We start from the raw sequence: 13,589 nt of genomic DNA, 5'->3' as shown, positions 1-13,589 counted from the left end.
TGTCTGGTGGAAAGAAAACAGTGTCTGCGCCAGATGCGCAGGCACAGATAACGAATACCCCGAATTAGTCCCAGCGTCAATGTTCAAAATTCATACGGGTGTCATATTTGTGAGCTAGCCAGAAGATCATTTGTACAAAAATTGTGACGCGGCACAAGTAACAACCTGACGCCAAAACGAAAAAAAAACCGCAATCAGCACCAGGCCGATTGCGGTTTTTGACGATGAATTTTACTTATGGCAGCCGGGAAATTTCCCTGGCGATATTGGCTGATTCCTGCGCCCAGCCCTGGGCCAGCACTTTCACCATTTCATCATAGCCATCCTTCTGCTGCTTCAGCTCCAGATGGAAAGGACGCTTAATCAGCTGTCCCTGATGATTCAACAGCCACTCGCCGCTGATGACAACGGCACCGTCATAACGACCATGGAAGCCCGTTACCGTGACGTTCAGCGTGTCCTGATCGCTTCCCAGAGGCTGGGAGGCAACAACCCAGCCCGGAAGCTGACTGCCAAGATTCGCCACCAGCGTATTGCGTAGCTGCTGATCCAGCGGACTGGCCCACAGGTTGTTGTTGGCGATAACGTACTGCACATCGCTGGTCTGATAGACCACTCCGTTGCCGGCCAGGTAATCTGGCACGGCGACCTGCTCAACCCACAGCAGACGGTTGCCCTGCGAGGCGCTACTTTGCGTAACCGCCTGCGTCCCCATCGGTAGCTGGTAGTAGCTTTTCGTTTCGCTCCCGGAGCTACAGGCCGTGAGTACCATCGCTCCTGCAATCGCTAGCCATTTTTTCATTGTTTCGCCCTCTTCGGCTCAGGATCCTTTTTATCTTTCGCTTCGAACACCAGCGCATTGCTCTTCTCGTTGAGCGTTTTCAGAACCGGCTGCAGTTCGCGCAAGACCTGATCGAGACGCTGCATATCTGCGACCATCTTGTTGTATGCCGCCGAGCCGGGCTGGAAGCCCTGCATACTGCGGTTCAGCTCACGCAGCGTTTTCTGCATATCCTGCGGCAGCTGCTGCATGCTCTGGCTGGCGGTGATCTTATTGATGTTATCCAGCGTGGCCTGCAGGCGTTGCATTGTCGCCTGGCTTTGATGCAATGAACCTGTCGCTGCTTCAATCATTGGGTTCAATGGCAGATTGTTGATCTTATCCAGCGTCTCCATCAGACGCTGCTGGATCTGCGCCAGACCGCTGCTCACCGTTGGGATGATCTTATAGCCACCGAATTCACGAATACCGGTAATCGGCGGTGCTTTCGGGTAGAAATCCATATCCACATACAGCGCACCGGTCACCAGGTTACCCGTCTTCAACGATCCACGCAGACCGCGTTCCATCAGCTGGCTGATGTGGGTGGCAATATCCTGATTCTCGCCAATCTGGTTGATCAGGCGTTCGGGTTCAATACGAATCAGCACCGGTATGCGGTAATCATCATCCAGGACCTGCTGCAGGCCAGGCACAAAGAACGGAACTTGTCCAACCGTACCAAGGCGAATACCGCGGAACTCAACAGGCGCTCCCGGCTGCAGACCGCGGACGGAATCTTTGAAGAACATCAGGAAGTCAACGTGATCGGTGTAGAGCGCATCCTGAATGCTTTTTTGATCGTCGAACAGGCGGAAAGCGGTGTTCTCCGCAACCGGCTGCCCCAGGTCGAGCCCTTCCGGTACGTCAAAGCTCACGCCGCCGCCAAACAGCGTTGTCAGCGATCCCATTTCAACGCGCATGCCCGCCGAGGTCAGATCCACCGCGATGCCGCTGTCTTTCCAGAAACGAACGTTGCTGGTGACCAGACGATCGTTAGGCGCATTGATGAACAGCTGATAGCTGATAGCTCTTTTCTGAGGATCGAACGTGCTTTTCTCCACCGACCCCACGCGATAGCCGCGGAACAGTACCGGGTCACCCGCCGTGAGTTGGCCCGCTTTTTTACTGTCGAGGATCACGCGGATACCTTTTGCATCAGGCGGTGCCAGCGGCGGTGAATCCAGAAGCTGGTACTGCGCCGGCTGGTTGCCTTTTGCACCTGGCTGCAGCTCGATGTAGGCACCCGAAAGCAGCGTCCCTAAGCCGCTGATCCCTTCACGCCCCACCTGCGGTTTAACTACCCAGAAAACAGAATCGCCGTGCAGCAGTTTTTCCATGCCGGCATTAAGGCGCGCCTTAATCTCCACATGGGTTAAATCGTCGGTCAGGGTTGCGCTTTCCACCACGCCCACATCCACGCTACGGCTTTTGATGGTCGTTTTACCGCCCTCAATCCCCTCGGCATTGGTGGTAATCAGCGTCACTTCCGGCCCCTGATGGCTGTAATGATAAAACAGGATCCAGGCACCGATCAGCGCAGTCACAATGGGAAAAATCCACACCGGCGACCAGTTTTTGACCTTCTGCACTTTCGCCTCTCCACTCTTATTTTCCATGCTCTTACTCTTCCTCATGGCTTGATTCAGGCTCACGATCCCACGATAAACGAGGGTCGAAGGTCATGGCCGCAAACATGGTCATAATCACGACCAGTGCAAACATTAAAGCCCCCATCGCGGGATAAATACTCATCAAACCGCCCATCCGCACCAGCGCAGAGAGAACGGCAATTACAAACACGTCGATCATTGACCAACGACCGACAAATTCGACCACTTCGTAAATCAGGTGCATGCGTTCGCTGTCGCGCTTTCCGTGGCCTTTTGCATCCCAGCAGAGCCAGGCAATCGCGATCATTTTCAAGGTGGGCACCATGATACTGGCGATGAAAATCACGCCGGCGACAGGATAGGATCCTTCGCCCCACAGCAGTATGACCCCGGCGAGGATCGTCGAGGGCATTTTGTCGCCGAGCAAATCGGTGATCATAATCGGCAGAATATTGGCGGGCAGATACAGCATGACGGAGGTCACCAGCAGCGCCATCGTCCACTGCAGGCTGTTTTTACGGCGAACATGGCCCTTCGTTTCGCAGCGCGGACAAACCTCGAGATCGGCAGGCAGCACGGCGGTACAGCACGGACAAGAACGGAGCCCCTGACGAATACCCGGCACGCCCACCTTCACCGTCTGCGCGAGCGTCGGTGCCGGGGCGATATCATCCCAGGCCCAGCGCCTGTCCACGCACTGGAAAGCGCGCAGCTGCAGAACGCAATACAGACACCAGGGAATAAAGCTGCTGCCAATCCCCACATCGCCGTACGCCATCAGCTTCACGAAACTGACCAGTATCCCCGCCAGAAAAATCTCGGCCATCCCCCAGCTTTTGAGCTGAAAAAGGATACGCGCGAGCCGGATTTTCAGTGATGCCGGCATTCTGACACGGTTGACCAGCAAAAGGATGACGACCAGGCAAAACGCCGGGACTATCTGGACAAACAGCAGAAAAAAGGTGCCGAGGCTGGCGTAATCTTCCGAGAACATCACGCCCGGGATTTCAAGCAGATTCACCTGGCTTGTCATCCCACCGATCTTCATATAGATGAAGGGGAAGAGATTGGAGAGCAGCAGCATGAACAGTGCTGCCAGCGCGTAGGCAGTGGGACGCTGCCGCGGCGCGTCCCACTCGGTTGTCAACGTCGCGCCACAGCGTGGACACAGGGCTTTATGTCCGTGACCAAGCTCTGGCAACGCCACGAGCATATCGCATTGCGAGCATAATATATGCCTGTCGGCATGGTGCTGGTCACACATATTTAATCCCTGTTTATGCGCCGTTTTTCAGAGACTCAAGGTACTCCCAGCGCTCAAATGCTTCTTCCAGGGCTTTTTCAGCCGCGGACATTTCAGCCAGTACTTTCTGAGTATAGTCATGCGATTGGGTGAAGAATGACGCATCAGCCACCTGCGCTTGCAGCTCCTCAAGCGCAGCCTCCAGCTCTTCGAGACGCTGAGGTAGCCCCTCCAGTTCGCGCTGCAGGTTATAGCTTAGTTTAGCCGAGGTTTTCTTGACAGTTTCTGCTTTTGTTACAGCAGGTTCAGAACTTGTTCTGGACTTCGACTGTTTCTGCGCCAGAGACTGCGACTGCTGGCCTTTTGCATCGTGATAACCGCCGACGTATTGGCCAATTCGCCCTTCACCTTCGAAGATCCAGCACTCGGTCACGGTGTTATCCACGAACTGACGATCGTGGCTAACCAGCATCACGGTTCCCTGATAACCGTCGATCAGCTCTTCCAGTAATTCCAGCGTTTCGACATCCAGATCGTTCGTCGGTTCATCGAGGATCAGCAGGTTGCTTGGCTTCAGGAACAGACGAGCCAGCAGAAGACGGTTACGCTCCCCGCCGGAGAGCGCGCGCACCGGCGTCATCGCACGTTTCGGGTGGAACAGGAAGTCCTGCAGGTAGCCCAGCACGTGGCGCGGCTTACCGTTTACCATCACTTCCTGCTTACCTTCAGCGAGGTTATCCATTACCGTGCGATCCGGATCCAGCTCCGCGCGGTGCTGGTCGAAGTAGGCCACTTCCAGCTTCGTGCCACAGTGAATGCGGCCGCTGTCGGCCTGCAGTTGGCCCAGCATTAGCTTAAGCAGCGTGGTTTTACCGCAGCCGTTCGGACCAATCAGCGCAATTTTATCGCCGCGCTGAACCTGCGCGGAGAAATCTTTCACCAGCACCTTGCCGTCTACCTGGTAGTTGACGTTTTCCATTTCGAAGACGATCTTGCCAGAGCGGGACGCCTCTTCCACCTGCATTTTGGCGCTGCCCATCACTTCACGGCGTTCGCTGCGCTCACGGCGCATGGCCTTCAGCGCGCGCACGCGGCCCTCGTTACGGGTGCGACGGGCCTTGATGCCCTGGCGGATCCACACCTCTTCCTGCGCCAGCTTGCGGTCGAACTCGGCGTTCTGCAATTCTTCCACGCGCAGGTTTTCTTCTTTCTCCAGCAGATAGGTGTCGTAATCGCCTGGATAGGTGACCAGCTTGCCGCGGTCGAGGTCGACAATGCGCGTCGCCATATTGCGAATAAACGAACGGTCGTGAGAGATAAAGATGATGGTGCCACTGAAGGTTTTCAGGAACCCTTCCAGCCAGTCAATCGCTTCGATATCCAGGTGGTTCGTTGGTTCGTCCAGCAGCAACACCTTCGGCCCGCTGACCAGCGCGCGGCCCAGAGCCGCTTTACGCAGCCAGCCGCCGGAGAGCGCCGAGAGCTCCATATCCGGTTCCAGACCGAGCTGGGCCAGCACTTCATTAATGCGGTTTTCCAGCTGCCACAGGCCGTGGTGATCGAGCATCTCCTGCACTTTCGCCAGTTCGTTAAGGTTCTTATCGCTCGGGTCGGTCATCACCAGATGCGAAATCTCGTGATAGCGCTTCAGGTATTCCGCCTGCTCAGAGATGCCTTCCGCCACGAAATCGTACACGCTGCCGGTCACATGACGCGGCGGGTCCTGCTGGAGGCGGGAGACAATCAGATCCTGCTCGTACACGATGCGGCCGTCATCCAGTCCCTGCTCGCGGTTGAGAATTTTCATCAGCGTGGATTTACCCGCACCGTTACGGCCCACCAGACAGACGCGCTCGTTATCTTCGATATGCAGCTCTGCATTATCGAGAAGCGGCGAGTCGCTGAAAGAGAGCCACGCGCCGTGCATACTAATTAATGACATTTATTTTTCCTTTCAGACCGCGGTAATCAACCAGCAGTTATGAATTTGACGGTTGCGGGCGAAGTCCTGAGACAGCGTTTTTTGGCTGATTTCTTGTGCTTTCAGGCCCAGAGCCGCTAAGCCGTCATGATCCATACGGAAGCCGCGTTTGTTGTTCGAGAACATAATGGTGCCGCCTTTGCGCAGCAGGCGCTTCAGGTCGATCATCAGGCGCAGGTGATCGCGTTGAACGTCAAAGCTATCCTCCATGCGCTTGGAGTTGGAGAAGGTCGGCGGATCGATAAAGATCAGATCGAACTGCTCGTCGGTATCGCGCAGCCAGCCCAGCACGTCGGCTTGCATCAGGCGATGCTGGCGTCCGGTCAGGCCATTGAGACGCAGGTTGCGCTCGGCCCACTCCAGATAGGTGCGGGACATATCCACCGTAGTGGTGCTGCGCGCGCCGCCGAGACCGGCGTGCACGCTCGCGCTCCCGGTATAGGAGAACAGGTTGAGGAAATCTTTCCCCTTGCTCATCTGGCCGAGCATGCGGCGGGCGATACGGTGGTCGAGGAACAGGCCAGTATCAAGATAGTCAGTCAGGTTCACCCACAGGCGGGCGTTGTATTCGCCCACTTCGATAAAGTCGCCCTTTTCGCCCATTTTCTGGTACTGGTTTTTACCCTTCTGACGCTCGCGGGTTTTCAGCACCAGCTTGTTCGGCGCAATGCCCAGCACGGCGATAGTTGCCGCAATAACGTCCAGCATACGCTGACGCGCTTTTTGCGCATCAATGGTTTTCGGCGGAGCATATTCCTGAATCACCACCCAGTCCGCGTAGCGGTCAACCGCCACGTTGTACTCCGGCAGGTCGGCATCGTACAGGCGGTAACACTCGATCCCTTCCTGTTTAGCCCACTTCTCAAACTTCTTCAGATTCTTGCGCAGACGGTTGGCGTAATCTTCCGCCACGCCGGTAGGCTTGCTGTCCGCCGCTTTCTCCGCCAGATGGTAGTTTTTCTGCACGCAGTCCAGCGGGCCGTTTTTCGCTTTAAACTGGCGATCGGCACGCAGCTGCAGGCAGCTCAGCAGCTCCGGCGAGGCGCTGAACAGAGACAGGTTCCAGCCGCCGAAGTAGTCCTTCATGTTGCGTCCCAGCAGGCTGTGCAGGGCAATCAACGCCGGCTCGCTGTCCAGACGCTCGCCGTATGGCGGGTTGCTGATCACAGTACCGTACGGGCCTTTCGGCAGCGGGTTGGTCAGGTTCGCCACGTCTTTCACCTCGAAGGTCACCAGCTCGCCGATACCGGCGCGACGGGCGTTGCTGCGGGCACGTTCAATCACGCGCGGATCGCTGTCCGAACCGTAGAAATGCGAGGTGTACTCCGCCAGGCCTTTACGCGCGCGAGTCTGCGCGTCGTCTTTAACCTCTTTCCAGAGCGCTTCGTCGTGCTGTGCCCAGCCTTTGAAGCCCCAGTGGCCGCGGTGCAGCCCCGGCGCACGGTCGGTGGCCAGCATGGCCGCTTCAATCAGCAGCGTACCGGAACCGCACATCGGATCGAGCAGCGGCGTGCCCGGCTGCCAGCCGGAGCGCATTACGATGGCGGCGGCCAGGGTTTCTTTGATCGGCGCCATACCGGTGCGATCGCGGTAGCCGCGCAGGTGCAGGCCTGCGCCGCTTAGATCGAGAGAAATACTCGCCGTGTCGCCGTTCAGCCAGACGTTGATGCGCAGGTCCGGGTTTTCGCGATCGACGTTCGGACGTTCCTTATTTTTACGCGTGAAGCAGTCCACAATGGCGTCTTTGACGCGCAGGGCGCCGTACTGGCTGTTGCGGATCTCATCGTTCACGCCGTTGAAATGCACCGCGAAGGTGGCGTTCGGCGTGAAGATCTCTGTCCAGTCGATCATCTGTACGCCGGTGTAGAGATCCAGGTCGCTATAGACCTTGCACTCCTTCATCGGCAGCATGATGCGCGACGCCAGACGGCTCCACATCAGGCTCTGGTAAATAAGCCGCGTGTCGCCCTCAAAATGGACACCACCCTGAACCACCTGGCACTCTTGCGCGCCCAGGGCTTCCAGTTCAGTTTTTAACAGCTCTTCCAGCCCACGGGCCGTACTGGCAAACAGAGAATTCATATCGTCACTTTTACTCTTAGAAAATTGTCGCGCATTATAGCTAATATGGCGTGTATGTCATAAAGTTGAAGGCTTATTTTCATTTGTGGGAGTGTGCAGTGGCGACGTTATCCAGGCTTTTTATTCATCCGGTGAAATCCATGCGCGGCATCGGCGTCTCTCACGCGCTGGCCGACATGAGCGGATTCGCCTTCGATCGTATTTTTATGGTCACCGAGCCTGACGGCACGTTCATTACCGCACGCCAGTTCCCGCAGATGGTTCGCTTTACGCCTTCCCCGCTTCATGACGGTTTGCATCTGACCGCGCCGGACGGTTCCAGCACGGTGATTCGCTTTGCTGATTTTGCGGCTGTCGACGCGCCAACGGAAGTATGGGGTAATCATTTTACCGCGCGCATCGCCCCGGATGAGATTAACCGCTGGCTGAGCGGTTTCTTCTCCCGCGACGTGCAGCTGCGCTGGGTTGGTCCGGAACTGACGCGTCGCGTGAAGCGCCACGAGGCCGTACCGCTCTCCTTCGCCGATGGCTTCCCGTTCCTGCTGACCAATGAGGCGTCGCTGCGTGATTTACAAAACCGCTGCAAAGCCAGCGTGCAGATGGAGCAGTTCCGCCCAAACCTGGTGGTAACGGGGGCTAACGCATGGGAAGAAGACACCTGGAAAACGATCCGCATCGGCAGCGTTATTTTCGACGTGGTGAAGCCCTGCAGTCGCTGCATTTTCACGACGGTAAGTCCTGAAAAAGGCCAGAAGCACCCTTCCGGCGAGCCGCTGAAAACCCTGCAATCATTCCGTACCGCGCAGGATAACGGTGATGTCGATTTCGGCCAGAACCTGATCCCCCGCTCCAGCGGCGTGATTCGCGTAGGCGATGAGGTTGAAATTCTCGCCCGCGGGCCGGCCAGAGTGTATGGCGCAGGCCAGGAAGAAGAAATGGTCGAGGCCGAGACGAACGTCGCCTCTGCGGTGGATATTCACTGGCAGGGCAAGATTATTCGCGGCAACAATCAGCAGGTGCTGCTGGAGCAACTGGAGCAAGCCGGTATTCGCGTACCGTATTCCTGCCGCGCGGGAATCTGCGGATGCTGCCGCATCAAGCTGCTGGAGGGTGAAGTGAGTGCGCTGAAGAAATCTGCAATTGGAAATGACGGTACAATTCTGTGCTGTAGCTGCGTACCGAAAACGTCGGTACAGCTGGAAGCTTAAACCGCCTGTTCGAGGCTGAAGGAATCTACGCGCAGCTGTGGCTTCAGCCTGTCATTCATGACTTTGATAGCATCACCTAACTGCATAACCCGCCCGGCAATCGTCACGCCGGGCTGCGCCAGCAGACAGAGTGCGGCATTTTCGCCCGGCTCAACGACTAATAAACTCACCTCTTCGGCGGTATCGCTCAGGTTAACGCTGGCCGCATCGCCCGTTGCTGGCGTCCAGTCCATGCCGTGAGGCAGGAAATGCCAGCTTTTCGGCATTTGCGGTTTCAGGAAACGGATAGCCACCAGCGCATTTAATACCAGTTCGGCACGCTGCTCTTTAGAGAGCATCAAATCGCGGCATTTTTCTTCAAAGGAGAAATAAAGCGCTGCATCATCAACGCAAAAGCCCGACGGGGAAAACGCGTCCGGGGTTAACATTCGACGGGCAAAACGAGAACGAAACAGCATGCCATTGGCTAAATCGAGCATCATACGATCATGCTCGTCGCAAAAATACCAGCGCCAGTTATCGTCAGGTTTAATTCGCATGTGTCTCTCCCGTCCCCAAACGTCCTGTACTAAAAATGTCCTGTTCGCCGCTTCGTTTATAACATTAGTAATAAAAGACTATAATGTCTAAATAAGCAACAGTGACGGAATATAAAACAACCAGGGCTGGAAATAAAGCCCTGGTTGTCTGATTAAGAGAAAAGATTAGATATGAGTAACGATTTCTTTAATCAGCGGCGGTCCTTTAAAAATAAAGCCGGAATAGATTTGCACCAGTGATGCACCGGCCGCCATCTTCTCGCGCGCAGCAATCACCGAGTCGATACCGCCGACGCCGATAATCGGTAAACGGCCTTTTAATTCCGCAGACAAAGCGCGAATAATTTCGGTGCTTTTTAATTGTACCGGACGTCCGCTTAACCCACCCGCTTCGTCACAGTTTTTCATTCCCTGAACGAGCGAACGATCGAGCGTGGTATTCGTTGCAATCACACCGTCAATATTATGGCGAACCAAACTGTCGGCAACCTGGATCAATTCTTCGGCAGAAAGATCCGGGGCGATCTTAACCGCGACCGGAACATATTTATGATGGATCGTCTGGAGTTCATTTTGCTTATTTTTAATGGCACTCAGAAGATCGTCCAGCGCTTCGCCATATTGTAAGGAACGCAGCCCCGGGGTATTGGGTGAAGAAATATTCACCGCAATATAATCGGCATAGGCGTAGACTTTTTCCATACAAATCAGATAGTCATCTTTACCCTGCTCTACCGGCGTGTCTTTATTTTTGCCGATATTGATGCCTAATATCCCGTCAAAATGGGCTTTTTTTACGTTCTCAACAAGGTGATCAACACCGAGGTTATTAAAGCCCATGCGGTTGATCAGCCCTTCGGCTTCAACCAGGCGGAACAGTCGCGGCTTGTCATTTCCCGGCTGTGGGCGCGGCGTGACGGTACCGATTTCGATAGAGCCAAAGCCCATCGCGCCCAGAGCATCAATGCACTCGCCATTTTTGTCCAGACCCGCCGCCAGACCCAGCGGGTTTTTAAAGGTCAGACCCATGCACTGCACAGGTTTTTCCGGCACATTCTGACGCACCAGAGCGGCCAAAGGCGTTCCGGTAATACGACGTAATTGCTGGAATGTAAATTCATGAGCGCGCTCGGGGTCGAGCTGGAAAAGGGCTTTACGAACGAAGGGGTAGTACATGAACTCTCCTGGATTCCCGGTGTGCAAACCGGGAGGGGATTATGGGCGATCCCGCTCAGAAAGGGAATTGACCTGCGGCAAAAAATCGGCGTAAAACGCAATCGTTTACCTCCCTGTCTATTTCTTATGCGCTTTTTCGCATTTTAATTGCGGATAAATCATTTAGTGGAATAACCGCGCGATGTCACACTCCTGAAAATTGTTATGAATGTTAGATAAAAACAAACAATTAGTTATAAGGAGGAAGTATGCGCGTCATTACCCTGGCCGGAAGTCCACGATTCCCTTCGCGCTCCAGCGCCCTGCTGGAATATGCTCGTGAAAAGCTCAACGCCCTCGACGTGGAAGTGTGCCACTGGAATCTGCATAACTTCGAACCTGAAGATTTGCTGTATGCCCGCTTCGACAGCCCCGCGCTGAAAACCCTCATTGAGCAGCTCAAGGAAGCGGACGGCCTCATCGTTGCGACCCCGATTTATAAAGCCTCTTTTTCGGGCGCGCTGAAAACCCTGCTCGATCTTCTCCCCGAGCGCGCACTGGACGGCAAAGTGGTTCTGCCGCTGGCAACGGGCGGTACGGTTGCCCATTTACTGGCGGTGGATTATGCCCTGAAGCCGGTGCTGAACGCCCTGAAGGCTCAGGAGATCCTCCACGGGGTTTTCGCGGATGATTCACAGGTCATTGACTACCAGCATAAGCCGCACTTTACGCCGAATCTGCAAACCCGCCTTGATGCTGCGCTGGAAACCTTCTGGCACGCGCTGCATCGCCGGGATATCCAGGTTCCTTCTTTTAATCCGCCGCAGGGAGTCGCACATGTTTAAAACCTTAACCTACCTCGGACTGGCTGGCCTGATGGCGTTTACCGCGCTGGCGCAGGCTGCAGAAACCGCACCGGACAGCTTACGCATTGGCTATCAGAAAGGCAGCGTCAGCATGGTGCTGGCAAAAAGCCACCAGCTGCTGGAAAAACGCTTCCCGGACACCAAATTTTCCTGGGTAGAGTTCCCGGCAGGGCCACAGATGCTTGAAGCGCTGAACGTCGGCAGTATCGATCTGGGCAGCACGGGCGATATCCCGCCTATTTTTGCTCAGGCTGCCGGGGCAGACCTGGTATATGTCGGCGTAGAACCCGCTAAACCGAAAGCCGAAGTCATTCTGGTACCTGAAAACAGTGAGATTAAAAGCGTCGCAGACCTTAAAGGGCATAAGGTCGCTTTCCAGAAAGGTTCCAGCTCGCACAACCTGCTGCTGCGCGCCTTACAGGAAGCCGGGCTCAAGTTCACGGACATTCAGCCCGTTTACCTGACGCCTGCCGACGCGCGCGCCGCGTTCCAGCAGAAGAACGTTGATGCCTGGGCTATCTGGGATCCGTACTACTCCGCAGCCTTACTGCAAGGGGGCGTTCGGGTTCTGAAGGACGGCACTACGCTGAAACAGACCGGCTCGTTCTACCTCGCCGCGCGCCCTTACGCGGAAAAGAACGGCGCATTTATTCAGGGCGTACTGGATACCTTTACCCAGGCCGATGCGCTGACCCAGACCCAGCGTCAGGCGAGCATTGCCCTGCTGGCGAAGACCATGGGCTTGCCTGAACCGGTGATCGCGAGCTATCTCAACCACCGTCCGCCCACCACCATTGCGCCCGTGGATGCACACGTCGCCGCGCTTCAGCAACAAACCGCTGACCTCTTCTATCAAAACCGCCTGGTGCCAAAACAGGTCGATATCCGCGAACGCATCTGGCAGCCCGCAGGCAAAGAAGGAGCTAAATCATGAGTCTGAATCTTTTCTGGTTTTTACCCACCCACGGCGATGGACACTATCTTGGCACAGAAGAGGGCTCGCGCCCCGTTGACCATGCTTACCTGCAGCAGATTGCGCAGGCAGCGGACCGAATAGGTTTTACCGGCGTGCTGATCCCGACCGGACGCTCGTGCGAGGATGCCTGGCTGGTGGCTGCGTCGATGATCCCGGTCACTCAGCGCCTTAAATTCCTGGTTGCATTGCGCCCGAGCGTCGTTTCACCCACCGTAGCGGCGCGTCAGGCGGCAACGCTGGACAGACTCTCCAACGGCCGCGCCCTGTTTAACCTGGTGACGGGCAGCGATCCGCAGGAGCTGGCGGGCGACGGCGTGTTCCTCGACCATACCGAGCGCTATGAAGCCTCCGCCGAGTTTACCCACGTCTGGCGGCGCCTGCTGGAAGGAGAGACCGTCACCTTCGAAGGCAAGCATATTCACGTTCGCGACGCGAAGCTTTACTTCCCGCCGGTGCAGCAGCCGCGTCCTCCGCTCTATTTTGGCGGATCGTCGGATGTGGCTCAGGATCTGGCCGCCGAGCAGGTCGATCTCTATCTGACCTGGGGCGAGCCGCCGGAGCTGGTGAAAGAGAAAATTGCCCAGGTCCGGGCCAAAGCCGCCGCTCATGGCCGCAGGGTACGCTTTGGGATTCGCCTGCACGTGATTGTGCGTGAAACCAATGAAGAAGCCTGGCAGGCGGCAGACCGTCTGATCTCCCACCTGGACGATGAGACCATCGCAAAGGCGCAGGCTGCGTTTGCCAAAACCGATTCCGTCGGGCAGCACCGCATGGCCTCTCTGCACAACGGCAAGCGCGAGAATCTGGAAATCAGCCCGAACCTGTGGGCGGGCGTCGGTCTGGTACGCGGCGGCGCGGGCACGGCGCTGGTCGGCGACGGGCCAACCGTGGCCGCGCGGATTAATGAATACGCTGACCTGGGCATCGACAGCTTTATCCTCTCCGGCTATCCGCACCTGGAAGAGGCCTACAAGGTGGGCGAGCTGTTATTCCCACATCTGGACGTCGCCATTCCAGAAATTCCGCAGCCGCAGCGGCTCCAGCTGCAGGGCGAAGCGGTGGCAAACGAGTTTATTCCACGTAAAGCCGCACAAAGCTAAGGAGTG

General features: G+C 56.2%; 11 protein-coding genes. 4 read left to right on the top strand and 7 right to left on the bottom strand.

Annotation, left to right across the window (positions count from 1 at the left end):
* Positions 1 to 235 precede the first annotated feature (235 nt).
* The 5 genes from pqiC to rlmKL are packed head-to-tail and all read right to left on the bottom strand — an operon-like array spanning position 236 to position 7,739.
* Positions 236 to 802 carry a membrane integrity-associated transporter subunit PqiC gene (pqiC, locus tag ACR42C_RS08120; protein WP_316380059.1) on the bottom strand — a complete coding sequence of 189 codons (567 nt, stop codon included), beginning with the start codon at positions 800 to 802 and terminating at the stop codon, positions 236 to 238.
* Positions 799 to 2,439, bottom strand: coding sequence for an intermembrane transport protein PqiB (gene pqiB / locus ACR42C_RS08115; RefSeq protein WP_116340907.1), 1,641 nt, complete (start codon positions 2,437 to 2,439; stop codon positions 799 to 801). The genes pqiC and pqiB overlap by 4 nt, the downstream gene beginning before the upstream one ends.
* Positions 2,440 to 2,443: 4 nt before the next feature.
* Positions 2,444 to 3,697 (bottom strand): membrane integrity-associated transporter subunit PqiA, encoded by a 1,254-nt coding sequence (gene pqiA, locus ACR42C_RS08110; protein ID WP_479984994.1) that lies wholly within the window; start codon positions 3,695 to 3,697, stop codon positions 2,444 to 2,446.
* Between the two features lie 13 nt (positions 3,698 to 3,710).
* The gene (locus ACR42C_RS08105; RefSeq protein WP_028012596.1) at positions 3,711 to 5,618 is read right to left on the bottom strand and encodes an ABC transporter ATP-binding protein; all 1,908 of its coding nucleotides are present in this window, start codon (positions 5,616 to 5,618) and stop codon (positions 3,711 to 3,713) included.
* Between the two features lie 12 nt (positions 5,619 to 5,630).
* Positions 5,631 to 7,739 (bottom strand): bifunctional 23S rRNA (guanine(2069)-N(7))-methyltransferase RlmK/23S rRNA (guanine(2445)-N(2))-methyltransferase RlmL, encoded by a 2,109-nt coding sequence (rlmKL, locus tag ACR42C_RS08100; protein ID WP_479984993.1) that lies wholly within the window; start codon positions 7,737 to 7,739, stop codon positions 5,631 to 5,633.
* Between the two features lie 98 nt (positions 7,740 to 7,837).
* Here rlmKL and ACR42C_RS08095 point away from each other — a divergent pair, with 98 nt between their 5' ends.
* Complete coding sequence (locus ACR42C_RS08095; protein WP_479984992.1) at positions 7,838 to 8,947, top strand: YcbX family protein; 1,110 nt, start codon at positions 7,838 to 7,840, stop codon at positions 8,945 to 8,947.
* Here the strand turns inward: ACR42C_RS08095 and zapC are convergent.
* Positions 8,944 to 9,486: a cell division protein ZapC gene (gene zapC / locus ACR42C_RS08090; protein WP_163328621.1), complete on the bottom strand. Its 543-nt coding sequence runs from the start codon at positions 9,484 to 9,486 to the stop codon at positions 8,944 to 8,946. The two genes, ACR42C_RS08095 and zapC, sit on opposite strands and share 4 nt — an antisense overlap.
* A 165-nt stretch (positions 9,487 to 9,651) precedes the next feature.
* Entirely contained in the window at positions 9,652 to 10,662 is a 1,011-nt protein-coding gene (pyrD, locus tag ACR42C_RS08085) for a quinone-dependent dihydroorotate dehydrogenase (protein WP_479984991.1), read from the bottom strand.
* 248 nt (positions 10,663 to 10,910) lie between these two features.
* Here pyrD and ssuE point away from each other — a divergent pair, with 248 nt between their 5' ends.
* The 3 genes from ssuE to ssuD are packed head-to-tail and all read left to right on the top strand — an operon-like array spanning position 10,911 to position 13,583.
* Positions 10,911 to 11,486, top strand: coding sequence for an NADPH-dependent FMN reductase (gene ssuE / locus ACR42C_RS08080; RefSeq protein WP_116340916.1), 576 nt, complete (start codon positions 10,911 to 10,913; stop codon positions 11,484 to 11,486).
* Positions 11,479 to 12,441: a sulfonate ABC transporter substrate-binding protein gene (locus tag ACR42C_RS08075; protein WP_163328619.1), complete on the top strand. Its 963-nt coding sequence runs from the start codon at positions 11,479 to 11,481 to the stop codon at positions 12,439 to 12,441. Before ssuE ends, ACR42C_RS08075 begins: the two co-directional genes overlap by 8 nt.
* Positions 12,438 to 13,583 (top strand): FMNH2-dependent alkanesulfonate monooxygenase, encoded by a 1,146-nt coding sequence (gene ssuD, locus ACR42C_RS08070; RefSeq protein ID WP_116340920.1) that lies wholly within the window; start codon positions 12,438 to 12,440, stop codon positions 13,581 to 13,583. The genes ACR42C_RS08075 and ssuD overlap by 4 nt, the downstream gene beginning before the upstream one ends.
* The last annotated feature ends 6 nt before the right edge of the window (positions 13,584 to 13,589 follow it).

This window comes from Enterobacter sp. MG-EB028 (genome assembly GCF_056673305.1).
Note: the sequence above shows the minus strand (reverse complement) of the source record. Positions and strands in the feature narration are given on the sequence as shown.